The following is a 24732-nucleotide window of genomic DNA, read 5'->3' on the forward strand; positions in this document are numbered from 1 at the left end:
CGCAAGGTGCTGATTTTTTTATACCTCTTCTTTAGCCGAGTTGGATGCTCATGTCTCCGTTGTTAAGGGTGATGCTCTTGATGGGGCGTTTGAGTCGGGCCTGGGCGTCGGCGAAGTGCTTATTGAGCAGTGTCGTGATGTCCTCAGAGGAGAGGACCAGGCCGATGGGTCCCTCCAGGGTGGTGTTGGTGGCAACGAGCTTCCCGTCCTGGATCTGGGGTAGGACTGAGATCGCGCTAGCGAAGCCATAGACTGTGAAGCTTAGCCGCACATAGTCGGGCGTGATCTGGGTGCTGGGATTTTGGACCGGGCTATTTGGTGGTAGGTTGAGCACGACCAGGTTGTTGAATGTATCTTGCGAGACTTTCAGGGGTGGAATAGGCACATCGATCCCAGGGGAAGTGGGGGAAGGCCGGGAATGTTTGTAATATTCGAGGCATCCGGTACCTGGTTCACGGCCCTCGTCATGGCAGTATCTAGCTCTTGCGTCGCCATATCGTGAGCATAAGGACGTATGCCGAAGGTCCAGATGGCTCCCAGGGCCAGGATCAGTATGACAAGAATAGAGAGACAGCCCAGGGTCAGGCCTGCGCGGCTACGCTTACGTGGTTGAGGCCTCTCCTGGACTGCTGCTCCTCTTGGATCTGCGTTTGGTTGCATGTTTCTCTCTCCTGCTGAATTTCTCTGATACTGTGGAAACGGAGCAGGAGGCATTGAGGGAGACATTTGCCCTGGTCTCTGGTAAGAAGTTCCTGCTTGTGGGCCTGGTACTGGCTGTTGCCAGGAGGGTTGTTGTGCTGGACCCGCGAGGAACGTCCTTTCCTCATGGGGATTGCCCGGCGATGATGGCTGCCAGGCGGGTGGCGCACTAGCTTGCACGGTGGCTCCACATTGAGGGCAGAAGCTCGCCTGCCTGTCGATTGGTGCGTTGCACTGTCGGCAATTCATATATTTCCCCCGTTTATTGAGGTTAACGCTCGCGATGCAAAATCTCGTCCATGGATTGGATGATGCGTTGACGCAGGGCCGGGTCCGCGTTAATGGCTTGCGCGACCTGGTTGATGAGGGTCTGTTCTTGCTCTAGCGAGAGGTGGTAGCCATATTGCTGGTGGACTGCGACGGCTGCGCCACGACGTACCTTTTCCTCGTCGCTAAACTGAGGAGGGGGAAGGGCCTGGGTTGCGCGCTTGCTGGTGGTGCCGGGAGGGCTTGCGCCCTGCAGGGGTTGCAGGCCCTGAGCGGCAAAGGCGATCTCGTTGCCGATCAAATGCGCTGAATGTGGTGTGGCTCGCTCTACATGGACGACAACGCTCTGACTCTCCTCTTGCAGTTGGGTAATAGTGCCCTCCAGGTAGATAACCTCTGGCGCTCCCCAGAAGACACGCTCGCCTTTATGCAGGATCATCGCTTTTCAACTCCCATCCTTTGATGCAGGTCATACAATGGCCCTTTCTGCATATACGTTTGTCACAGGGATAGGGTTTTTATGTATAGAGTGTGGTCGCGTCTTCGGCGCCTCGTCGCCGAAGACGCGACCACACTCTATACTCTTGAAAAAGGTAGTTGGCTTATTGTCGTGAGCGACAATATATGGTATCTTAGTCAAGAGCGGACGGCGGCGAGCAGTATCTTCTATTTTTTGTTAGTAGTGCGGACTGGACAGCAAACCCCTGAAGAGATCACACCGATGATAGTTCTGGCTTAAGACCATATTGTACCCTCTGTTTGAGCTATAAGTGAGGGTCGCCGAAGTAATTATTCCGATTTTTTCCCTCGAAGTGCCTCTTCGAAAACCTGAGCGCGCTTGCCGTGCCACCTTTAGGTGGTCCCCGAATGGGGGGGAGCACTAGCCACGGCAGTGACGCTGCGCCCCCGAATGGGGATTGGTTTTCGCATAAGAAGGATGAAGCCGTTGTGCCCACCTCCGGGCGCATAGCCATGTTTAAGGACATTTTCAATACGCATATGCACGAAAAAAGTTTAACGACGCTCGAATACCCCAAAATTCTGGCGAAAGTAGCGCAAGAGGCGGCGTTTTCCGCCAGTAAAGAGTTGGTCTTAGCCCTGACGCCCACGCCGGATCTGGATGAGGCGCGGCGTCGTCTGGCATATACAACTGAAGCAGTACGCTTGATCGACCTGTATCCCGATGTAGGTGTGCGGGGCGCACACGATATTCGCCCTCTCCTGGTGCGTAGCTCTCGTGAGGGTATCCTGGCGCCTTCCGACCTGGTTGAGGTTCTAGAGACGGTGCGTAGCTCACTGTATGTGGCGCGCCTGCTGGATAAGCTGGAGCCGGAGCACTATCCTCTGCTGCATACGCTGGGTTCGGATATCCCCCAGCGTCCACAGATCGTTCGTCGCATTGAGGAGACCGTGAGCGAGGAGGGCGAAGTACTGGATACCGCCAGCCCAACCTTGCGAAAACTTCGCTTTGATATTCGCGGCGCCAGTCAGCGCCTGCAAGATCGCTTGCGATCCCTGGTGGGTGAGTATGGCAAGCACCTGCAAGAGCCGATCATCACTATGCGTAATGACCGCTATGTGATTCCGGTGCGCGCCGAGAGTCGCGGCCAGGTGCGCGGCATTGTCCATGACCAATCTTCCAGCGGCGCAACAGTCTTTGTTGAGCCTATGGTCGTGGTCGAACTCAATAACCGTATCCGAGAGCTACAGGTCGAGGAGCGGCGCGAGATCGAACGCATTCTACGTGTGCTCTCCGCCGAGATCGGCCACGAGGCCGAGTCGCTCACGGTCGCAGTCGAACTGCTGGCCGAGTTTGATACCTACCTGGCAAAGTCACGCTATGCGCGTATGACGAGCGCCAGCGAGCCTATCCTGAATGCCGAAGGGCGTATCGATCTGCACAATGCGCGCCATCCTCTCCTGACCGGGAAGGTGGTGCCGACGAACTTCTACCTGGGGCGCGAGTTCCACATGGTGGTCATTACCGGTCCGAACACGGGCGGTAAAACCGTTGCTTTGAAGACCGTGGGCCTGCTAACTCTGATGGCGCAGTCTGGCATGCATATCCCGGCTGACGTGCATTCGGAGATCTCCGTCTTCGAGGATGTGCTGGCTGACATCGGCGATGAGCAGAGTATTGAGCAGAGTCTGAGTACCTTCTCCTCGCATATGAGCCGTATCATTGATATCCTGCGGCGCGTGGAGGCGGTTCAGCAACAAGACGTGCCAGACATTCATGGTCGGCTGGCGGAGACGCTGGTGAAGCGTCAGGACCATCATGTGCTGGTGCTCTTTGATGAGCTGGGCGCGGGTACCGATCCTAGCGAAGGCTCGGCCCTGGCACGGGCGATTCTCTCCTACCTGCTTGAGCGTAAGGTCTCGACGGTGGCGACCACGCACTATACCGAGCTGAAGGCTTTTGCCTATGAGCAGCCAGGCGTCGTCAATGCCTCGGTTGAGTTTAATGTGGAGACGCTCTCGCCAACCTATAAGCTGAGCATCGGTCTGCCAGGCCGTAGTAACGCCCTGGCGATTGCGACGCGGTTGGGCTTGGATGAGCCGATCATCGAGAGCAGCCGCCAGTTCCTGGGCAGCTCTGGTGTGCGTATGGAGAACCTGCTTGAGGGTCTGCAAAGTGAGCGCCAGGCGGCCTCTGACGAGCGCTATCACCTGAGCATGGAGCGGGCCGAGGCCGAATACCAGCGCAAGCAATTGCAGGAGGAGCGCCATCGCCTGGAGGAGGAGCGTGTTAAGATCATCAACCAGGCACGGGCGCAGGCGCGGCGTGAACTCGACGAGGTGCAGAACAAGCTGGCGAAGCTTCGCGCTACCGCTGATCGAGCCAGCGTCTCCCGCGAGCGCCTGAACCAGGCGCGGGACACCGCTCGCCGCCTGGAGGACAAGGTTGTGTTGGTGCCTGAGCCAGCCCAGCCGCGCAAGGAAGATCCAGCGGTTCAGCGCCTGGATGGTCCCTTGCAGGTGGGTGACACGGTCCGTGTGCTGAGCTTTGGCCAGCTTGCGGAGCTGGTTGGCCTCTCGCCCGATCATAGCTCGGCCGAGGTGCAGATGGGATCAATGCGCTTCCGCGTTGACGTGGATAACATCGAGCGTGTCAGCAAGCGCCAGGCCTCGAAGGAGCGTGAAAAGAGCGTCGTCCCTAGCGCGCCCAGCATTGTCATGCCGCGCTACGAGGATCGCCCGGCGGTCTCCATGCAGCTTGATATGCGTGGCTGGCGCGTCGAGGATGCCCTTGAGGAGCTGGAGACCTACCTGAACGATGCTACAATGGCGGGCCTCGCGCTTGTACGCATTCTGCATGGCAAGGGAACGGGAGCGCTACGCTCGGCGGTACGCCAGCAGCTCTCGCATCACCCCCTGGTGAAGTCCTTCAACTCCGCGCCTCCCCAGGAGGGCGGCGACGGCGTCACCGTCGTCAACCTCAGCGCCTAGCTTAGGAAAAACAAGCAGAAGTACGCTCTCTCGCAGCAAAGCTGCGAGAGAGCGTACTTCTGCTTGTTTTTGTGAAACATGTTCTGAATGGATAAAACTCATGCATGTCTGGTCATGAATGCGCTTTTGTGCTACGCTGTGGGGAGAATTGGAGAAGGCACGATAGCTAAAACTCGAAGTGGACCCTGATCGTGCTACAAGCATAAAGGAACGTTCTGGCGAAGAACGTTTTCTCTTTTCCCTCAGATCATTTTCAACATCATTTGTAAGCAACAAAGGAGTGTGGCTATCTTATGAGTCGTTTCGATACATTTAGAGATTATGGTGAGCGTGGCTGGAAGGTGGGCATGGGGGAACTGGGTGGCTTCCGCAAATTTATCTTACGTGGCAATGTCGTTGATCTGGCCGTTGGTATCGTAATCGGTGCCGCATTTACAGCGGTCGTCAATGGCTTAGTCAAGGATTTCTTGACGCCGTTGATTGGTATTCTCCTGAACCAGTTTGGATTTACAGCGAATTTATCGAGTGCCGCAGGAAAGTTTCAGGGGCAAACCTTTGCCTACGGCGACTTTCTTAATGCACTAATTACCTTCTTGCTTACGGCTTTGGCTCTCTACTTCTTCGTGGTGCGCCCGGTGACTGCTTTGCAGGATCGTTTTGCATCGAAGAAGGAGCCGGAGGCTCCCACCACGCGCGAGTGCCCCTACTGCCTGAGCACCATTCCCCTCAAGGCGACGCGCTGCGCGTATTGCACGGCTCAACTGCCACCATCTGAGGAGCAGCAGCAGGTTGCGGCGCGCTCTTAGCGTTTCGGGTACTTGGAGAGGAGCCTGCCTGGTTCGCTGCGCAGGCCTTTGGGGTAAAGGGAGGTGTGACGATGGCTTGGCGCAGCAGGCCATCATCACACCTCCCTTTATTCCTTACCCGGCTTGCATGTATGGGTATGCTGACGCTATACTGCATATGGAAAAGAAAACAGGAACACGATAAACGAGGAACCTGGATTTTCAGCGCGTGCTGAAGAGGGGCATGTCAAGTTGTATTATAATAATCTTGGCGGCCCCTATGTTATTGTTCATTTTGAACGCTAGTCGAATTCATAGAGACAGAGGAGATCGCTCATGTCGTCAACATCTGAGCCAATACGCCTGGAAGATCGCATTCGCGACATTCAAGACTTTCCCCAGAAGGGGGTGTTATTCAAAGATATTACCCCCATGTTGCAGGATGGACCATACTTCCGTGCGGCGATTGAGCGCCTGGCCGCGCACTATGCCGGGGCTGATATTCAGGCCGTTGTCGGTGTAGAGTCACGTGGGTTTATCTTTGGCGCCCCCCTGGCGTATCTGCTCAATTGTGGTTTCGTGCCGGTACGTAAGTTTGGTAAACTTCCGGCGGAGACTATTAACATTGAGTATGCCCTGGAGTATGGCACAAATATTGTCGAGGTGCATAAGGACGCTATCAAGCCCGGGCAGCGTGTCTTGATCGTAGACGATCTGTTGGCGACGGGTGGGACGGTAGAGGCCGCTATCGAGTTGGTTGAGAAATTAGGTGGACATATCGCGGGCGTCGCTTTCCTGGTCGAGTTGAGCTTCCTCAAGGGACGCGAGCACCTGAAAGACCACGACGTCTTCGCGCTAATCAAATACTAGACATATAAAAAGAGACTGTGCGTGATGGCTGGCCATTACGCACAGTCTCTTTTTATATACTTATTCTTCCCAGCTGTACCAGGTGGTTTTCTGGGAAAGGGGAGTTGCGCGTCGCTCCAGGCGGGGGATGGCTGGATAGCCCACGTAGAGGAAGGCTACAATATGGTCTTCGGTCTCGACCCCTAGCCAGCGTTTGACCTGGTCATTATAGGCGGCATCGCCTGTGCGCCACATGGCCGCCAGTCCCAGCTCTTCGGCGACTAGCAGCATATTCTGGACCGCTGCCGCAGTGGCTTCGACATTCTCAATATCCAGGGCCTCATCATTGCGGGGAAACTCTGAGACGACGGCGATAATCACCGGGGCGCGCAACGGCTTCAGGCGCTCTTTCTCCAGGCGTGCCTGCACCTGGGTCAGGGGAAGATCGCCTAGGCTTGAAAGCAGGGCCTCCTGCATGACCAGTCCCAGCTCTGCACGTGCCTCGCCTGCCAGCACGATAAATTTCCAGGGCTCGGTGCGGTGGTGATTGGGTGCATGGGTCGCAGCCTCTAGAATCTCCTCAATTTGTGCGCGGGTTGGCACCTGCTCGGTCATTTTGCCAATACTGCGCCGTCTTCTTATGGTTTCAATCACGCTCATAGGCTTTACAATACTCTCTATCTCTACTCTTGTCGTTGTCATAAACCTGTCTGCTTGTTTTTGCGCTTATATACATCAGATCAAAAGGCTATTGAGATATTATAATCCATTACGGCGCGCTTTGCTGATTGCCATGCCGTTTAATTGAGGCGTGCTTAGATGTAATGAAGTTGGGAACAAACTGTACCTATGCGACGTCTCTAAAGACGAGGAAACTAATGGCTTTGACTTCGGTTGAGGTGAAGGAGCATTGATATGGATACAAAAAAATGGTTTGTTCCTTTCTATGGACTTATTTGGGTGGGGGTATCTATCTGGCTCAGTGGATGTGGCAGTGTAGTAGGGCAAGGAACGCCACCTGCATGGAAGCCTGGTACCCCGACAGCTAATCCTACGCGTGTGCAAATTACACTAGACCTGGTGGGACCATCTGCGCAGACAAAGCCGGTTGTGACACTGACAAATGCACACATGGTGCGACAACTCTACAGTACTATCTATGCCTTAGAACAGATGCCAGACAATATCGCCTGTACTGCTGAACGCGGCCCTCACTATATGTTAACCTTCCTGGAAGGCGAGAGGGTAGCTGTTTCGGTGCTGGCCCAGAGAGATGGATGTCGCCCCGTCTCCATCAAAGGTGAGGCAGGAGACCGCCGAGCTTCAAATGAATTCTGGACATTACTGGATAAGGCTATTGACGTAGCGACGCCTGCCGCAAAGCCTCAGAGTGTTGCTATTCTGCATACTCTCCAGCCTGAAATGCAGGTTGAGAGCACGCAGGTTATGGATACTGTTATTGCACAACGCCTCTACAATAGCATCCTCAAACTACAACTTTTAGCTCCGTTTCCTCAGTCTACAGATCCAGGCTGTCAGGAGGAGACCTATCCCGAGTATCGCCTGGTCTTTCATACTGCTGAGCAGGTGATTTCTTCGCTAATCAATAAAAGCTGTGGCACTATTTCACTGGATGGTAATCATCTATCGCGCACCGGTACCTACAAACGCGATGCTCAATTCGATCAGCTTTTTGCGGAGATGTTGCGCCAGGCCACCTTCTCCCAGGCACGTCCCGATCAGCTAATGCTTCAGATTAATAGCAACACTGGAGATCAACAGAAGCGGGTTAAGGATGTAACACGGCTGTTGAAGCTCTACGACAAGGCGCTGACGCTCCCTACAACGCAGCCAGAGCCGAACTGCCCTTCAAGCGAAGACAAGATTGCTGGTAAAGCCAGGTATACGAGCCTGAGTTTTACGCAGTGGGATCTGCCCGTGCTCAGTGTTAGTGTCTATGAGGGAAGTTGCAAGCGTATTGACCTGGGGATGACTAGCAAGGTCCTGCGGGGCGACCAGGAGTTCTGGGATCTGCTTCACCATTTAGCGCAAGCGTAGAAGCCAGGCTAGCTGGCCCCTACAAGGATTATGGCTGAGCAATGTAGGTTATTCGAGGTCCCATTCGTTATTGGCCCAGTCGGCGTGGGGCATGCCCCTCTCGAGGGAAATGGCGCGGAGGCGCTGTGGATCGAAAGGCGTGCGCCGCAGATCTACGCTCAGGCGCTTGCCTTCGATGGTAAGGATGGCGTATTCGGCCCAGGGCGGGTTGCGGATGGCGTCCAGGGGTGAGACGCGGTCCATGGCCATGCCAACACTGCCGGGATTGAGAATGAGTTTATCGCGGTAGCGCCGCCAGAGCTGGGCGTGGGTATGTCCTCCGACCAGGATAGTGGCCGGGGTTTCGCCGAAGATGGCGTCAAGCTCCGCTTCGCTAGTGATATCGAGGATGCGCTCGCGGTAGGAGCGAGGCGAGCCATGATAGGCAAGAAGGGTATGCTGGGGCGAGAGCGGAATCAGAGCGCTGGCCTGAAAGCTGCGAATGAAGACCTTCTGCTCCTCGCTGAGTTGCTGCGCGCACCATAGACTGATGTCCTGGTCGTACTGCCCGAAGCGCGTGGTGTGCTCCTTAAGTTGTGGCGAGAGCAGCCAGTCGTCGGTATTCCCCATAATGACGGGCCAGCCCAGGGCTTTGACGCGGTCCAGAGTCTCTCCGGGTTGTGGGCCACCGGCGGCGACATCGCCCAGGCAGAGAATGTGATCTATCTGCTCACCCGCTAACTCTGCTATGACAGTCTCCAGGGCGGGGAGGTTGCCGTGAATGTCTGATAGTATAGCTAAACGCATGTCATGCCTCCTTGCAAGCAAACTAGGGTATAGTTGTGGAAACAGGTCGCCGCTGGCGACCTGTTTCCACAACTATTTACTCTGCGCCTTTGAGGACTTTGGTGTTGCCACTGTTGAGCAGGTTCTCCTCCAGCCCGAGGGAGGGGAGAATCTGCGCCTGGGCCTGGGTGTTGAGGGGCAGGCCCCAGAGCTTGATAAAGCCCAGGGCGGCGTTGTGGTCGAACTGGTCGCCACTGTCATAGGTAGCCAGGCCGTGGTCATAGAGTGAGTGCTCGGACTTGCGTCCCACTACTGTGCAGTGCCCACGCGAGAGCTTCATGCGCACGGTGCCGCTGACGAAGCGCTGGGTGCTCTGGACATAGGAGGCCAGGTCCTGGTGCAGAGCACTATACCATTGGCCGTTGTAGATGAGGCGCGCATACTCACCCGCGACAATGTCTTTAAAGCGCACCTGGTCGCGGCTGAGGGTGATGGTCTCCAACGCCTGGTGGGCGGCGTGCAGCACCACAGCGGCGGGCGCCTCGTAGATCTCGCGTGATTTGATGCCGACCAGGCGGTTCTCCACGTGATCGATGCGCCCGATGCCATAGGTCCCAGTAACCCGGTTCAGGGTCTCGACGATCTCGGCCCCCTCCTGTTCCTCGCCATTGAGTGCCACGGGAATGCCTTGCTTGAAGGTAAGCTCGACATAGGTAGGAGCTTTGGCCTCCAGGGTGTCGGGATCACTGGTCCAGGCATAGACATCGGCGGGCGGCTCGGCCCAGGGGTCTTCCAGGATGCCGCACTCGATGCTGCGGCCCCAGAGGTTCTGGTCGACCGAGTAGGGGCTGGCGCTGGTCACCGAGATGGGAATGTTATGCTCGGTGGCGTAGGCGATCTCGTTGTCACGTGTCATGCTCCACTCGCGCACGGGGGCGATGATCTTCAGGTCGGGCGCGAGGGTGTTGATGGAGACATCGAAGCGTACCTGGTCATTGCCTTTGCCGGTGCAGCCATGTGCGACGGCGACGGCACCTTCCTGGCGCGCGACCTCCACAAGCAGGCGCGCGATCAGTGGGCGGGCCAGGGCCGTGGCGAGGGGATACTGCCCCTCGTAGATAGCTCCAGCCTGGAGGGCGGGCCAGACAAAATAGCGGATGAAGTCGTTGCGACCATCGACGACCAGGGCCTTGACGGCGCCGATCTTGCGCGCGCGCTCGGCGATGGCGGAGAGGTCACGCTCATTGCCCACATCGATGGTCAGGGCGATCACATCCAGGTTGTATTTCTCTTTAATCCAGCGAATTGCGACGGAGGTATCCAGTCCTCCTGAGTAGGCGAGTACTACAGTTCCCATACTTATTCGATCTCCAGAATGGCGGTATGTGTTGGTCCGACGAGTGTTTGGATGGCCTGTTTGAAGGCCTGGGCATGTGTTTCCCAGCTTGTGTGGGCTTGAGCAAGGCGTTCCTGGGCCTGCCCAAGATTTAGATTTCCCGCGCCTCCCAGGTGGTTGCGGGCGTGCAGGCGCGCGACGAGCTGCTCCTGGCTCTCGACCGGGAAGGGGACCTTGCTGTCAAGCTGGGCGGTGACCTTTTTGCCCACTATGCGGTAGGCATCGCGGAAGGGCAGGCCCTCGGTCACCATCTCATAGGCTTGGTCGGCGGCGAAGAGTTCAAAGGTGCAGGCCGCGAGCGCCCGCTCGGCGTCGACTTCGATATGGCTCATGACCAGCTCACAGATATCCAGGCTCTCTTGTACCAGGTCGAGGGCCGCGAAGAAGGGCCCCTTGGTTTCCTGATAGTCCATATTGAAGCCCGAGGGGAGACCGCTCACAATGCCGAGAATTTGCTGCTGAAGCGCCAGCATGGTCTGCGTGCGCGCGCGCACCAGTTCCATCACGCCTAGATTGCGCTTCTGAGGCATGATGCTACTCCCGGTACAGAGTTCCTGGGGAATGCGCAGGAAGCCGTACTCAACCGTTGTGTAGAGGAGCACGTCCTGGGCCAGCTTGCTCAGGTCAAGCATGATCTGCGAGAGCACCTGGACGACCGCGGCCTCGGTCTTGCCACGGCTATTCTGAGCGTAGATGACGTTATTCTGGACGCGTGCGAAGCCGAGCGTGTCGGCGACCACCTGGCGATCAATGGGTAGGGGGACGCCGTAGCCTGCCGCTGAACCCAGCGGTGATTGATCGTTGAGCGCGTAGACGCCAGCTAACAACTGCTCGTCGTCCAGCAGCGATTCGGCGAAAGACGCGGCCCAGAGTCCCACAGAAGAGAGCATGGCGCGCTGCATATGCGTGTAGCCAGGCAAGGGCACGTCTTGATAACGCTCCGCGAATGTTAGCAGCGTGCTAGTGAGCGCGAAGAGCCTGGAGCTGACCTGGTGGAGCTGCTCCTTGCCGTAGAGGCGCATATCGACGAGCACCTGGTCGTTACGTGAGCGGGCGGTATGGATCTTCTTGCCCGCGTCCCCGGTTCTGGCCGACAGGAAGTTCTCGATGCTGGTATGCACATCCTCGTCGGAGGGGAGAATCTGGAATTGTTTCTCGGCGTCTAGTTCTAGAACGGTGCAGAGGGCCGCGTGGAGAGTCTGGTGCTCCTGCTCGCTTAACACCCCAATCTTATGCAGCATGGCGGCGTGGGCGAGCGAGCCCCAGACATCGTGGCGCACGAGGCGAGCGTCGAGGGCGCTGTTCTGCGCGGCCTCGTAACGCTCGACCTTCTCGTTCAAACTATAGCCTTTCTGCCATAGTTTTGTCACGTTTTACAATCCTTCCTGGGTAATTCCTGCCAGCTTATTGCGGCGCGCGATCAGCTCGTAAGGGAGACCGCGTAGATGCGCCGCGGGGGCGCACTCCTTCTGATTAAAGCTGGCGCTATTGATTGAACGCACATCGGGGAAGAAGAGGCCGCTGTGCGAGGAGCGCGAGACGATGTCGATATTGCCCTTGTAGAGGCTGACGACATACTCGCCGCTCACGGCCTGCTGTGTAGTACTGATAAAGGCATCGATGGCGTTCTTGAGTGGGTGGAACCATTCACCGTGGTAGACCATACTTGACCACTGGGCATCTAACTGACGTTTCAAGGGTACCTCTTCCTTGGTCAGGCAGTAAAGTTCAAGATCGCGGTGTAGCTTGAGCAGGATCTGGGCGCCGGGAGCCTCGTAGATCTCGCGCGACTTCAAGCCCATGATGCCGTCCTCGAACATGTCGATCTTGCCGATACCGTTCTCGCCGCCCAGGACATTGAGCTTCTGAATGATCTCGTCCAGGGGGAGTGCCTTGCCATCAAGCGCGACCGGGAGGCCGTGCTCCCAGGTAATCTTGAAGGTCGAGGGCTGATTAGCCGCCGTGTGAGGTGGCTTTAGCCACATCCAGATGGAGTCAGGAAGCTCGGTATCCAGGCCGATACCACCACTTGCAATGGAGCGGCACCACATTGTCTTATCATCCCCACCGGCGATCAACTCTTCGACCGGAATACCGAAGTTTTCCATTAAGAGCTGCTCTTCGCCGCGTGTCAGGTCGAAGTCACGCACAGGGACAAAGGTGGGGAGGCCGGGCGCGAAAAGGCTAAAGACATTGTGCATGCGATACTGGTCGTTCCCCTTCCCGCTAGACCCCTCCATAAGGGCGTCGCAGCCCAATTCGAGCGCCTTCTGGGCAACTTTCTTTGCGATGAGCTGGCGGGTCATTGAGGTTGAGATGGGATAGCCATTGTAGTCTGAGTTGGCCTGAATGGCTTTGGTAAGCCATTGTGAGGTAAACTCCTCGCGGGCGTCAAGCACGATAGGCGTGATGCCCAGCATCTCGGCGCGTTGGATGCCCATGTTGAGCTCTTCTTCACCCTGGCCTACATCTACGCTGATGGCGTAGAGCTTGCTGGCATGATACTTGGTTTCAGCCAGCTTGACGCAGAGTGTCGAGTCCAGGCCGCCCGAAAAGGCGAGGGCAATGGTATTTCCCTGGGGAACGTCAACGGAGTTGACTTTGTGGAGGGCCAGAGCAAGCGCGTCCTGGCTGCTGGTGGTTGTAGCCTGGGTCAGATGTGTCTGATTGTTGGTTACCATCGTGTGTACTCCTTCAAACTGAGAAAAATTTCTGGAAGGAGCGGAGATGATCCTTAAACGGCCTTCGCCCCTTCCGTCACATTTGAAGAAGGGACGAGAGCGTCAGGAAAAACTCCTGTACACACCCGTGGTGCCACCCTATTTGTCTTTCCTTCGATCTGGTAACGAGCAACGATGGAGGAATCTCATTACCCTACATCTTTGTAGCGAAGTCACGAAAGACCACTTTTCTGGTTATGTGCTGCGTGGTAACCGTCCACTCAACCTACTTACCCTTCATATCTCTCCGGGGAGGGATGCAAGTGATTTTCTTCGGTCGACCGCTCACGAAGGCGTTCGAGAAGTGCCTGGCCGTTCCGAACTTCCACTCTACTTCGGATCGCTGTTGGCTGCTGCTTCTGTACTTCTTTCGCTCAACGCGGGACAGACTCAGTATTTCTGTTACTGTTATTTATGATACAGGTCAGCCCACAAAATGTCAATGGGGAAAAAAGTGAGTGTGTGTGTGTGTGCAACTGGGGCTCTGCCCCAATTGCACACACCATACCATGAGCGCCATAGACGTGGATTAGCCGGTATTGCGCAGGCCGGCGGCGATACCGTTGATGGTGAGTAGGACGGCGCTTGTAAGGCGAGCACGCTCTAGATCCTGCTCGGTCGCGGATTCTTCCTCATCTTTGCGCAGCATAAGTGGCCCTCCGAGGACACGGAGACGCTGGATGAGTTCGACCTGGAAGTAGCTCAAGGGATCGACATAGGGATTACGCCGTTTTATCGATTCCTGGAGCACACGCGAGGTATCGAGAAGATTTTCGCCTCCGACGATGCTGATGACCAGCTTGCGCGTACGCTCATACTCCTCTTGAATTTGCTGGGAGATGCGCTGGCGTAGCGCGGGATCTTCCACAAGTGAGGTATAGCGCTGGGCGATATGCATATCGGCCTTGGAGAGCGTCATCTGCAAATTATCCAGGAAGGCGCCCAGGAAGGGCCAGTGATGATACATGTGGCGCAGCAACTCCAGGTGCTCGGGATGATCGGCAATGTATTCTTCCAGGGCGCTCCCGACTCCGTACCAGCTTGGCAGCACATAGCGGCTCTGCATCCAGGAGAAGACCCAGGGGATGGCGCGGAGCTCCTCAATGGCGCGATTTTTTGCGCGCCGTGCTGGACGCGAGCCGATGTTGAGCCAGCCCAGTTCTGAAACAGGGGTTGCTTGCTCAAAGAAGGTGATGAATGCAGGATCATTGTAGATGAGGTCACGGTAACGCGCGTGCGCCTTTGACGAGAGTTCGCGCATGACGTCTCGCCACTCTTCAGGCGCATGCGGATGGACATACTTCTCAATGATGCGCTCATCAGGGATGCTGGCACGGGCCACGCCCGCTACTACCAGTTCCATATTGCGAATGGCGATTTCGTAGAGACCGTATTTGAAGGAGAGCATCTCGCCCTGCTCGGTAATGCGGATGTGTCCATTGACGGTGCCTGGCGGTTGGCCAAGGACTGCCTCATAAATGGGGCCGCCGCCGCGTCCAATGGCGCCGCCACGCCCATGGAAGATTGTGATGCCTATGCCATGCTTACGTCCCAGCGCGGCCAGGCGTAGCTGCGCCTCATAGAGTTCCCAGCTTGAGGTGAGAATGCCGCCGTCTTTACTGCTATCGGAGTAGCCAAGCATCACCTGCTGCTGGCGCTGGCAATTGGCCAGGTAGACGCTATAAACGGGATGCGTAAAGGCCTGATCGAGGATATCGGTGCAGTTATGGAGGTCCTCGATGGTCTCGAAAAGCGGAACGATAGGTAGGTCGTCGAGGCCAAACTCCTTGCAGAAGAACTGTACTTCCAGTAGATCGCTCAGGCTGTTCGACATGCTGATGACATAGCAGCTAACGGCGCGCTTACCGTATTCATCGCGTGCCTGGCGAATAGCCTGGAAGGTGTGAATGATATGCCAGGTGTCGTCACTGAGCTTGAGTCCGGGGCGCGTCAACACGCGTGGATCCTGGAGAAGTTTTTCTAGGATGCGCAGGCGTGCTGGCTCATCCAGGGTGCGATAGTCCTCCTGACAGAGACCCGTGAGCTGAAGTAACTCGGCGACGGCATTGGCGTGTCGCGCGCTATGCTGGCGTACATCCAGGGCCACAAAGTAGAAGCCAAAGAGTTCGACCTGGCGTATCAGGTGCGCAAGGTCGCCTCGGGCCAGCTCGGTCTCGCCATCCGCCAGCAGGCTATCCTGGATCAGGCGCAGTTCCGTCAGTAGCTCTTCCGCGCTTGAGAAGGCGATGGAGGGTCTGGCTTTCTGCCTGGACTGCGGTGCAAAGGTCTGAGTATAGGGTTCGGTCGATGAGGGAGGCGTGATCGTGGCGCCCAGGCGTTTCCAGATGAAGGAGAGCTTGCGCCGGTAGGGTTCGAGGGCCGTTTGTGGACCCAGTTCTTGATCATATTGTGGTAACAGGAGCGTGTCATGCTCGATAGCCTCCTGAAGTTCTGGCGTAATACGTGTGTGCGAGAGAGACTGTGAGTATTCCTGGGCCAGGAGTTCGATGGTGTCGCGGTAGTGATTGATGATGTGTTCGCGCTGAAGGCGGAGCGCGGTATGCATGGTTTCGGGTCCGACAAAGGGATTGCCGTCCTGGTCACCGCCAATCCAGGAGCCCAGGCGTAGGAAGGGGGGAACCTGGGCCTGGGGATAAACCTCGTGCAGCAGGTCCTCAAACTCGGCATAGAGGTCGGGCAGGGCCTGGTAGAGCACTTCATCCAGGTAGTAGATGCCCATTTTGATCTCATCAATAGGCTGTGGGCGGACCCGGCGTACCGCGTCTGTGCGCCAGAGCAGGTCGATTGTGCCTTCCAGGTTGTGTTGCCAGCTTTTTTGCTGGCGCGGTGTTTTGATCTTCCCGTGGTCACGGTCCTCAAGCAGGCCCGCGATGCGGCTGGTTTTTGTGATCAGACTGCGGCGCGTGGCCTCGGTGGGATGAGCCGTAAATACCAGTTCGATGGCAAGCGAGTCGAGGAGCTGCTGAAGTGTCTCCTGGCTGAGCTGTTGCTCTTTGAAGAAGGCAATCAACGCCGCAAGCGAGCCACGCTGAGGCGTGTGGTGAGGTGTCTCCTCATAGACCTGGCGACGCCGGATGCGGTGGTATTGTTCGGCTGTATTGACCAGGTGAAAATAGACAGTAAAGGCGCGAATAACGTCAACTGCCGTGTCCAGGTCACAGGTCGCGACAATGTGTGTAATTTCCTGGTCGAGCTCATGAATTTCTGCGTGCAGGCGTTGAGCTTCTGTGTCGCTGGCATGCGCAAGAAGATCGGTGCACTCGCGCAGGCGCTTACAGGAGATGCGCAACCGTTCGACGGTATCGAAGACAGTGTATCCGCCATAGCGCTTGATGGCCTGCCCCAGTGCATCGCCCAGAGTGCGAATATCGTACCGCAGGGGAGCATCTTTTTCGCGGCGAGTTTCTTGTTCTAGCATATGGCACATCTTCCAATTCAAATACTAGCGCGGCCTCCATTGCCACTGACATGCTGGCTCGTCGTTGCGCCCTCCTCATTTTATCATACACAAGATGCGCGTATTGTGCTCCTGGGTGAAGAAGTGTGCATGGAAAAAAGACTTTGCCCTCTTTCCATGCACACTTCTTCACCAGAGGCTCATTGCGTGAGCAGAGGTAAATAAAATGCTATATAGGGAGGGGATGGATAAAATGCACAATATTTAGCGCCAGAGAGAATCTTTGTGTGGATAATAAGCACTGTTTGAAGGGCTGCGTGATTGCTGATTAGTAAGGGGCATTTGTGTAAGTTGCACATAAAGGATGGTGAGAACTTCTCGTAAAATAGCTATTTAGAAATGGAGCGCTGCTATTTATACTTATAGCAGGTAGGCGAAAGGTTACGTTTTGGCGGATTCGTACAAAGCGTACGAAAGGTGACTATCAAGGGTGATAGGCACAGCTAGGAACCATTCTCCAATCACAGGAATGGTCTGGCTCGGCGGCGAGTTGTTTCTTGTGAGGTATCGTGCTCAGATATGCTGAATTCTTAAGAGTGTCTGGAGCGCCCGGCAGGGCGAATAGAAGCAGTGTCCTTCCAGCGTTCTTCTTCCGCAGCATTCCATGAGTAGTTGGCCGAAAGGCTGTGATGGGAGAGTCCTCATTTTGAGGCTCTCCTATTTTTTTGCTTTTGGCGTGATCTCTTCGGGTCTGGCAACCGGTGAAAATGCAACTTCATCCTTCTGTCGCACGTTTCAATTACAAAGTGTGGCTATAAAGCGCAACTAAAGTGCAATCTCTGTTGGGTCCAAAACCTCAGCAGGATGACGTTTATATTATGTCAGTCCTAAAAGAGAGCGCTTTTCAAGGCTGGTATGATAGAATACGCTGTCAGAAACCTTCGCATCTCTGGAGAGAAGGGAGCAAAAAGGGTAAACTTTTGCTGTCTCTCAGGTGTGTGAATACTGGAAATAAAGAGCGGTTTGATCGCTATCCTGAAGGAGTTTAGCCAGCCTGATCTCTGATTGTACCTGGCCTAAAAAAGCATGTTCTGCATGTTTTATTAAAAAGGGGCAATGGAGCGAGGTAGGAATGGCTGTATACTCCCATGACATGCGTAAGCAGATGGTGTATAATGAAGCCGCTAATATGGGATGGATATTGTCAAGTGGAGCAAAGTATTTGCCTTTGTTCCCTTACTCTGCCTGAAGGCATGAGGGTGTCTCCACAAAGGGGTATTATGAACGGCGACATGATTGGTCACATCATCAGGGATCGCTATAAGCTTATTGACGAACGAGGAAGAGGGAGCTTTGCAACTGTCTATGTTGCTCGTGACCTCAAGAGCAATCATATTTACGCCGTAAAAGTCATGCACCTGGATCTCTCAAGCGACGAGGACTTATTGGCACGCTTTCAGCGAGAGGCGCATATTCTTTTGCATCTGAATGATCCTCACATTGTGCGCATTGTTGACTATGGCAATGATGGCAATATGCACTACATTGTGATGGATTATATAGATGGCCAGAATTTGAAGTATTATATGATCAATGATGGTTTGATGGACCCGATCCGGGCCATTGGGTATGCACGTCAAATCGCTGAGGGGTTGTGTATCGCACATAAACAGGGTGTTGTGCATCGCGACATCAAGCCGCAAAACATCCTTATTAATACAAGCAATCTTGTGAAGATCACCGATTTTGGCCTGGCGCGTGGTCGCGAAACGGTCACGTTGACTCAGTCCAATGTCTTTATGGGGACCGCTAATTATATCTCGCCAGAACAGGCTGAAAGCAGCCGTTCGGCTGATACACGCTCTGATCTATACTCAATTGCCGCGGTCTTATTTGAAATGCTTACAGGTCGCCCCCCTTTTCAGGGGGATACCGCAGTGGATATTGTGATCAAGCAGATCAATGAGAAGGTGCCCTCTATCTGTCGGCTTCGCTCGGATTTGCCGATGGAGACCGATCTCTTTATGCAGAAGGCACTCGCAAAGACACCGGATGAGCGTTATGCAACCCCCAGGAATTCATTGCGGCATTGGATCAATTGCTTGAGCGCTTGCAGGCGAGTGGCGTTGGACGTCCATCTGGCGCCGTAGCCGCAGCTTCACAGCAGAAAGAGGCCCGCCTGGTGGCGCTTGCGAATGGCCAGCCTTACGCCCTCAAGGGTGAACTGCTTGTAGTGGGGCGGCACGATCCGACACTAGGTATATATCCCGACATCGATCTGGAGCATAAGACCGTTGGGCGAAGACACGCGTATCTGCGTAGACAGCAGGGAACATATACGGTAGAGGATCTGAATGCCCTGAATAAGACGCGCCTGAATGGAGAGATTTTAACGCCGCATGAGGAGCGTAAGCTTAAGGATGGTGATATTCTCCGCTTCGGCAATGTTGAGGTACGCTTTGAATTGCGATAGTTGTTGTGTGTCGGCTGGCCTGAGTTTGTTGCACACAAGCGCGTCGCAATCGTAGGGGTGCCCGCAAGGGTGCCCGATTGAGTTCGGGTGGCAGCTGTTCGCGACTGGAGAAATGCCTGGCTCCTTGTCGCGGCGAGATTACTTCTGCCACCCCTACAATCAGAGGGGTAAAGTTATGAAAGAGGCCAAGCACATTTTTGTATTAGGGGTTACTTTGCCTGTGAACACGCCAATAATTATAATCGCCATTCTTGTTCTCGCTGTTGTTATCTTGATTGCCGCCTTCTTGCTTATTCGCAGTAGTGGCAAGAAAAAGGCTGAGGCTTCTAGCGCAAGCGACTGGCAGAGCCAGCAGCAGCCGGGCTGGGGCCAGGGCGGAGAGAACAACGCCTGGAACCAGTCACAGCCGCAGCAGCAGGGAGGTTGGGGAGCGCAACAGCCGCAACAGCAACAGAGCTGGGGCCAGGGTGGAGAGAACAACGCCTGGAACCAGTCACAGGCCCAGCCACAGCAGCAGGGAGGTTGGGGAGCGCAACAGCCGCAACAGCAACAGAACTGGGGAGCATCAGCTGCGCAGCAGCCACAGCAGCAGCAGAGTTGGGGCCAGGGTGGAGAGAACAACGCCTGGAATCAGCAGCAGCCGCAGCAGCAGGGAGGTTGGGGAGCGCAACAGCCACAGCAGCAGCCAGGCTGGGATGCCGCGCAACAGCCGCAGCAACAACAGGGTTGGGATGCTGCGCAACAGCCGCAACAGCAACAGGGTTGGGGGGCGTCAGCCGCACAACAGCCGCAGCAAGGTAACTGGGGAGCCTCCCCAGCAAGCGCAGCTCCGCAGCCTGCTAATCAGTGGGGCAATCCAGCGACCGGTGCGGGTTCACAGCCTTCCTGGAACGCGCCAGCGGCCACACAGGAGCCCTGGAATCAGGGGCAGCAGCAACAGGGGCAGGGGCAGGAAGCCTGGAACCAGGGGCAGCAACAGCCCTGGGGAGCACAGGCTCCTCAGTCGCAGTCCGCGCCTGCGTCCTTTGGTGGCTCCAATCCCTCCTGGAATCAGGCAGCATCTCAGCCACAACAGCCGCAGCAAGGGGCCTGGGGCGCTCAGCCTGGTGGGGCACCCGCGTGGCAACAGGGTGGCGCGGGACCCAATACCCCGGGGATGCAGCAGGATCAGACCGTGTTTGCCTCCGATGCCGATAGAACCGTACTTCGCCCCGGTGGCCAGGCTGGTGGCCTGGGTATGGTACGTGTCGAGGAAGGTAAAGAGCCTGGCCGTATCTACGAGGTGCGCAAGGATAGCCTGAGCATTGGCCGTAGCCGCGAGAGCGATATCTTCCTGGAAGACCTGGCTGTCTCACGTCTGCATGCCTCTATCGTGAATATGGGCAATGGCAACTATGCCTTGAAGGACGAGGGCAGCGCGAATGGCACGAAGGTCAATGGGCAACTGGTGAATAAGTACCAGACGTATCAGTTGCAGGAAGGCGATCGCATTCAGCTGGGACAGACGGTCCTGGTCTTTGCTAGGCGTTAGTCCCGCTTCTCTTGCTTGAGAGCGCGAAACATGGTACGTTGTAGTACAGCACAAAAATCTACAGAAGGAACATAGATACTGCCACGTAGGCACGAAGTGCCTCTTGTATACAAGGTGCATGTATTCCTGCGTGGCATTGCGATACAATGGAGCAAGACGATCTCATTGGAACAACGCTTGGCAACTATCGCATTCTTGCCAAGCTTGGGCAGGGAGGCATGGCCCGCGTCTATAAGGGATTTCAAGAGAACCTTGATCGCGAGGTTGCGATTAAAGTGCTTCCGCCCTGGTATGCCGCGGACCGGAGCTTTGTAGAACGTTTCAATCTAGAAGCAAAACTTGTTGCTCGCCTCTCCCATCCTAATATCGTAACAGTTCATGATGCCAGTGAATATAACGGGCATCTCTACATTGTTATGCAACTGGTGACAGGCGGGACGCTGAAGAATCGTCTTGATATGTTGCATAGTGAAGGGCTGGTAATGGATATTACCGAGGCCGTTCCTATCTTTACGCAGATCGCGAGCGCGCTCTCCTATGCACATGAGCAGGGCATTATTCACCGTGATGTCAAGCCAGTGAACGTACTCATGGATACGGATCGTCCAATTCTCTCTGACTTTGGTATTGCAAAGGTTGTTGCCGTCACGCAGAGCAACCTGACGCGTCCGGGGGCTGGCGTAGGCACGCCTGAATATATGTCGCCTGAACAGTGCCAGGGAGGTTCCGTGGATGGCCGCGCAGATATCTATGCCCTGGGTGTGATGCTCTTCGAGTCTTTGACGGGGTATACCCCATTCAGGGGCGATAACTATCCCGCCCTGGCCCATAGCCATATCTATGAGCCACCACCGCGTCCCACATCCTTCAATCCACATATCCCGGCCCCAATTGAGCATATCATTTTAACGGCCCTGGCGAAAAATCCCCAGCAGCGCTATCAACGCGCCAGCGACATGGGGGATGCACTCAGTAAAGCGCTTAGTTCACTACAAGCTGGGCCGGCAGCTAGCTATCCAGCAGCTAACGCGCCAGCGAATCCCTACTATGCTCAACCAAACGCCAGTGCCTATGTGCGACCACAGCAACCGGCTGCTCCTTCTGTGGCTGAGAGTCGCCAGGTGGCGATGTATCCCTGCCATTATTGCCAGCATTATAATAAGCCCAACATGCGCTTCTGCACGCGCTGTGGGGCGCCCATGAACCAGTGTGTCTCGTGCGGTACGATGAATCCAGCTAATAATCGCTTCTGTACGGCGTGCGGCCAACCCCTGATCGTCTAACCAACGCTGCTAAATGGTAGATTCACACAAGCTGTAGGGCCCATGCTGGCATGGACTGCGAGCGCAGCGATCTTCTCGTGCCACTTCTCTGGTGTCTTATAGCAGGCGATCACTGGGATTGGCGCGGAGCCGCTCAAGCATTTTGCGTCGCTCTTCAAGGCGTTTGTGTTGCAGCATCAGGCGTTGTTCTGCTGTTAGTGAGAGGATCGTGCGCACACGCTCAACAATAATGCTGGGCTGAGTGGGTTTGGTAATATATTCGATGGCGCCCTCTTCGATGCCCTGGAGTTGTTCAGATAAATTAACGAGGGCGCTGAGGACGAGGACGGGAATGGAGGGATTAGTCTGATGGCTATGCAGCCAGTGCAGAACGTCCCAGCCAGAAACCGGGCGCATGACCAGGTCCAGGATGATCAGGTGGGGGCGAAACTGGGGAATAAGGTTGATGGCCTCCTGCCCATTATAAGCGGCCTGCGTTGCAAAACCATTGTGCTCTAAGAAGAAACATAAAACCTGTTGAATGGCTGCCTCATCCTCGACAACCAGGATCCTGTGTTTCGCTGGAGACTCGTTCTGCATCTTTCTTGCCTCTACTCTCTCCAATCTCTATTTGGTGGTATGCTGGGCCTCGCAGCCGCAGGCTGCGAGGCCCAGCATACCACCAAATAGAAAGAAGTTGCAACGAGATTAACTATTCAAGGCATAGGTTGGGCGCGAGCGACGGAGTGGGAAACGGACCTCCGCAACTGTATACTCCGCCGTCTCCCCGCTGGTTTGCTCGCCTTGTTTGGTGCTGGCGGGACGGGTGATGGTCTCGCGTCGCAGCGCAAAGCGACCACCGAGGTCGCCAATCAGGTTCTTGATAAGGGAGAGACCCAGACCCTCGCCGCTCTCGCCAGGCTCTTCCTGTTGCTCATGCTCGGCTGATGGCCCCTTGCCGCTATCGAGTACCTGGATGGCGACATATCCATCCTCTTCCTCGAAGCCGCGAATAATGACGGTGCCGCGTGTTACTTCGGCCATGCCATGCTTAATCGCGTTAGAAACCATTTCGTTAATGACCAGGGCGAGGATGGTTACGGCCCGGGAAGGAATAACCACGGGACAGGTCTCGACCTGGAAGGAGATGCGCTTCTCGGGTGGACTAAGGTTGGCGTTAGCAACGCCCACAATCTTGCGCGCGATATCGTCGACGCGCGCCTCGCTGACATCTTCATGCGCGAGCAGGTCATGTGTGGCAGCCAGGCCTTGTACACGGTTGACGCTCTCCGCCAGAATATGGCGTACCTCGGGCGACCTGGTGCGCCGGCGCTGAAGCGAGAGAATACCCGCGACCGTGGCCAGGTTATTTTTGACGCGGTGATGTAACTCGCGCAGAAGCACCGATTTCAGTTCGAGCCCACGACGGGTCTCTTCGTAGAGGCGCGCATTCTCGATGGCGATGGCGGCCTCATTGGCGAAGGTAACGACGAGCTGCATCTGCTCAGGACTGAGAAGGTGACGATGGCTACTGTAGATGCAGATACAGCCCAGCACCTTCTGCTTAACCTTAAGTGGGACACAGAGTACCGAGTGAATCTCTGATGAGAGCGTCGGGTCATCATGAATAAAGCAATGCTCGTCGGCATGGAAGCAGTCTACCGCCATGCTGGGACGCCCGGTCTGGACGGTTCGGCCGGCACAACACTGGCCCACGCCAATCTGGAGGTTGCTCGCCTGTTCGGGATTCAGCCCATAGTGTGCCAACACATGCAGGCGTCGCCGGTCGGGATCGAGTTCAAAGATACACGAGCGCTCGGCACCTGAGAGGTGCACAGCCTGCGTGGTGATAATCTGCAATACCTCTTCCAGATTGAGAGTGGAGGCGATGATATAGGAGACGCGGTGAATGGTGGCGAGTTCGTGCACCTTGCGGCGTAGCTGCTCGTCGGTCTGCTCGTAGAGACGGCCATTCTCGATATTGATGGCGATGATGCCTGCAATTACCTCGACAAAGTTCACCTCGTCGCGGGTGAACTCGCGCGGCTCGCTTGATTGCACGCTGATGACGCCGATGAGGCGTTCGGCGGTGCCAAAGAAGATGATGGGGAGTGCCATCACGCCCCGGTAGGGGGTACTGTATGAGCGGGCCTCGGTGGCGAAGTTGGGATCGCCCAGGGCGTCGTTCGAGTGCAAGGGGCGGCCCTTATCGGCGACCCATCCACTATAGCCTTCACCCAGGCGCAGAATGAAGTGCATACCACCCAGGGGACGTGGCCCATTGGTTGCACGCAGGGTCAGGACACGTTGAAGCTCATCATAGAAGAAGATGGAGCAGAGATCGACATTCAGCTCCTCGGCAATTACCTGTGCTGTGTTTTCGAGGGTCTGGTCCAGGTCCATGGCAGAGTTGCTGTAGCCATTGACCCGCTGAAGCGCGAGGAGGCGATGCTCAAGCTGCTGCGTTAAATGTGTGGTGGTCCTGGCCTGCTGTTCCACGACATGCTGGAACCCTCGTGTGAGTGCGAGGGCGCTTTTATTGTGTAGTTGGTAGAGGTATCCAAGCGTGGTCACAAGTTCTTCGGGGTGCTCCTGAAAGATGTGCTTGATCTCGGTGGCTGCGGCATCCACAAAACTCTGGATCTCTTGCAGTCGCGTATCGAGCTTCTCATCATAGGTGACGAGTCGGCGTCCTACCTGCTCAAAGCGTGCGGTGAGGGATGACTCATCGTGATCCTGTGTGCCGATGAGCGTCTGAAAGAGCTGCCACGCGTCGTTCTCATTTTCTCGTCCTTGATGCCCATCCCATGCGTGTTGCAGGCTCATTTTTAAGCGCGGCAAGTGAGGTGCCAGTATCTGCTCTACATTAACGCCTTGTGTCACGTTTTTATCCTAGCTTCCAACTATCCCACGGTCTCTGTGGCCTGGATGTTTACTTAATCTATCACCTTTTATCAATGAGTGTATTGTAAAGGTGCTGCCTAGAGGTGTCAAGTAGACGGCGAACTGAGGCCGTCGCCTCGCATAGTTCTATTGATGATTACAAATATGATGATGCT

21 protein-coding genes are annotated in these 24732 nt (G+C 55.7%); 10 read left to right on the forward strand and 11 right to left on the reverse strand.

Annotated elements, in window-relative coordinates:
* Positions 1–31: 31 nt before the first annotated feature.
* Positions 32–385 carry a hypothetical protein gene (locus JMJ16_RS26720; RefSeq protein ID WP_201386543.1) on the reverse strand — a complete coding sequence of 118 codons (354 nt, stop codon included), beginning with the start codon at positions 383–385 and terminating at the stop codon, positions 32–34.
* The gene (locus tag JMJ16_RS26725) at positions 367–660 is read right to left on the reverse strand and encodes a hypothetical protein (protein WP_201386544.1); all 294 of its coding nucleotides are present in this window, start codon (positions 658–660) and stop codon (positions 367–369) included. The genes JMJ16_RS26720 and JMJ16_RS26725 overlap by 19 nt, the downstream gene beginning before the upstream one ends.
* Positions 661–713: 53 nt before the next feature.
* Here JMJ16_RS26725 and JMJ16_RS26730 point away from each other — a divergent pair, with 53 nt between their 5' ends.
* The gene (locus tag JMJ16_RS26730) at positions 714–872 is read left to right on the forward strand and encodes a hypothetical protein (RefSeq protein WP_201386545.1); all 159 of its coding nucleotides are present in this window, start codon (positions 714–716) and stop codon (positions 870–872) included.
* Between the two features lie 98 nt (positions 873–970).
* On the opposite strand, the gene JMJ16_RS26735 is transcribed toward JMJ16_RS26730, so the two are convergent.
* A complete protein-coding gene (locus JMJ16_RS26735; RefSeq protein WP_201386546.1) occupies positions 971–1405 on the reverse strand; it encodes a hypothetical protein in 435 nt (144 codons plus the stop codon).
* Between the two features lie 81 nt (positions 1406–1486).
* On the opposite strand from JMJ16_RS26735, the gene JMJ16_RS26740 reads away from it, so the two are divergent.
* The 4 genes from JMJ16_RS26740 to JMJ16_RS26755 all read left to right on the forward strand — a co-directional run bounded on the left by JMJ16_RS26740 (position 1487) and on the right by JMJ16_RS26755 (position 6071).
* Positions 1487–1705: a hypothetical protein gene (locus tag JMJ16_RS26740; protein ID WP_201386548.1), complete on the forward strand. Its 219-nt coding sequence runs from the start codon at positions 1487–1489 to the stop codon at positions 1703–1705.
* Positions 1706–1938: 233 nt separating this feature from the next.
* Positions 1939–4416 (forward strand): endonuclease MutS2, encoded by a 2478-nt coding sequence (locus JMJ16_RS26745; RefSeq protein ID WP_201386550.1) that lies wholly within the window; start codon positions 1939–1941, stop codon positions 4414–4416.
* A gap of 293 nt (positions 4417–4709) precedes the next feature.
* Complete coding sequence (gene mscL / locus JMJ16_RS26750) at positions 4710–5222, forward strand: large conductance mechanosensitive channel protein MscL (RefSeq protein ID WP_201386552.1); 513 nt, start codon at positions 4710–4712, stop codon at positions 5220–5222.
* 315 nt (positions 5223–5537) lie between these two features.
* Positions 5538–6071, forward strand: a complete 534-nt coding sequence (locus JMJ16_RS26755) for an adenine phosphoribosyltransferase (RefSeq protein ID WP_201371056.1) — start codon at positions 5538–5540, stop codon at positions 6069–6071.
* Positions 6072–6131: 60 nt separating this feature from the next.
* Here the strand turns inward: JMJ16_RS26755 and JMJ16_RS26760 are convergent, their stop codons facing one another.
* A complete protein-coding gene (locus JMJ16_RS26760) occupies positions 6132–6752 on the reverse strand; it encodes a nitroreductase (RefSeq protein ID WP_201386553.1) in 621 nt (206 codons plus the stop codon).
* 213 nt (positions 6753–6965) lie between these two features.
* Between JMJ16_RS26760 and JMJ16_RS26765 the strand changes: the two genes are divergently transcribed.
* Positions 6966–8108, forward strand: a complete 1143-nt coding sequence (locus JMJ16_RS26765) for a hypothetical protein (RefSeq protein ID WP_201386554.1) — start codon at positions 6966–6968, stop codon at positions 8106–8108.
* Between the two features lie 48 nt (positions 8109–8156).
* Here JMJ16_RS26765 and JMJ16_RS26770 read toward each other — a convergent pair whose 3' ends face one another.
* The 5 genes from JMJ16_RS26770 to ppc all read right to left on the reverse strand — a co-directional run bounded on the left by JMJ16_RS26770 (position 8157) and on the right by ppc (position 16428).
* Positions 8157–8894 carry a metallophosphoesterase gene (locus tag JMJ16_RS26770; RefSeq protein ID WP_201386555.1) on the reverse strand — a complete coding sequence of 246 codons (738 nt, stop codon included), beginning with the start codon at positions 8892–8894 and terminating at the stop codon, positions 8157–8159.
* A gap of 76 nt (positions 8895–8970) precedes the next feature.
* The gene (locus JMJ16_RS26775) at positions 8971–10230 is read right to left on the reverse strand and encodes an argininosuccinate synthase (protein WP_201386556.1); all 1260 of its coding nucleotides are present in this window, start codon (positions 10228–10230) and stop codon (positions 8971–8973) included.
* Positions 10231–10232: 2 nt separating this feature from the next.
* Entirely contained in the window at positions 10233–11639 is a 1407-nt protein-coding gene (gene argH / locus JMJ16_RS26780) for an argininosuccinate lyase (RefSeq protein WP_201386557.1), read from the reverse strand.
* 3 nt (positions 11640–11642) lie between these two features.
* The gene (gene argG, locus JMJ16_RS26785; RefSeq protein WP_201386558.1) at positions 11643–12950 is read right to left on the reverse strand and encodes an argininosuccinate synthase; all 1308 of its coding nucleotides are present in this window, start codon (positions 12948–12950) and stop codon (positions 11643–11645) included.
* Between the two features lie 568 nt (positions 12951–13518).
* Complete coding sequence (gene ppc, locus JMJ16_RS26790; RefSeq protein WP_201386559.1) at positions 13519–16428, reverse strand: phosphoenolpyruvate carboxylase; 2910 nt, start codon at positions 16426–16428, stop codon at positions 13519–13521.
* A gap of 1259 nt (positions 16429–17687) precedes the next feature.
* Between ppc and JMJ16_RS26795 the strand changes: the two genes are divergently transcribed.
* The 4 genes from JMJ16_RS26795 to JMJ16_RS26810 all read left to right on the forward strand — a co-directional run bounded on the left by JMJ16_RS26795 (position 17688) and on the right by JMJ16_RS26810 (position 21694).
* Positions 17688–18557: a protein kinase gene (locus tag JMJ16_RS26795; RefSeq protein ID WP_201386560.1), complete on the forward strand. Its 870-nt coding sequence runs from the start codon at positions 17688–17690 to the stop codon at positions 18555–18557.
* Positions 18497–18880 (forward strand): FHA domain-containing protein, encoded by a 384-nt coding sequence (locus JMJ16_RS26800; RefSeq protein WP_201386562.1) that lies wholly within the window; start codon positions 18497–18499, stop codon positions 18878–18880. The genes JMJ16_RS26795 and JMJ16_RS26800 overlap by 61 nt, the downstream gene beginning before the upstream one ends.
* Before the next feature lie 175 nt (positions 18881–19055).
* The gene (locus JMJ16_RS26805; RefSeq protein WP_201386569.1) at positions 19056–20411 is read left to right on the forward strand and encodes an FHA domain-containing protein; all 1356 of its coding nucleotides are present in this window, start codon (positions 19056–19058) and stop codon (positions 20409–20411) included.
* A 146-nt stretch (positions 20412–20557) separates the two neighbouring features.
* Entirely contained in the window at positions 20558–21694 is a 1137-nt protein-coding gene (locus JMJ16_RS26810) for a serine/threonine-protein kinase (protein WP_201386572.1), read from the forward strand.
* Positions 21695–21790: 96 nt separating this feature from the next.
* Here JMJ16_RS26810 and JMJ16_RS26815 read toward each other — a convergent pair whose 3' ends face one another.
* Both JMJ16_RS26815 and JMJ16_RS26820 read right to left on the reverse strand, forming a co-directional pair.
* Positions 21791–22273: a response regulator transcription factor gene (locus JMJ16_RS26815; RefSeq protein ID WP_201386574.1), complete on the reverse strand. Its 483-nt coding sequence runs from the start codon at positions 22271–22273 to the stop codon at positions 21791–21793.
* Positions 22274–22381: 108 nt separating this feature from the next.
* Positions 22382–24556: a sensor histidine kinase gene (locus tag JMJ16_RS26820; RefSeq protein WP_201386576.1), complete on the reverse strand. Its 2175-nt coding sequence runs from the start codon at positions 24554–24556 to the stop codon at positions 22382–22384.
* Positions 24557–24732 lie beyond the last annotated feature (176 nt).

Source organism: Ktedonobacter sp. SOSP1-52, from assembly GCF_016587395.1.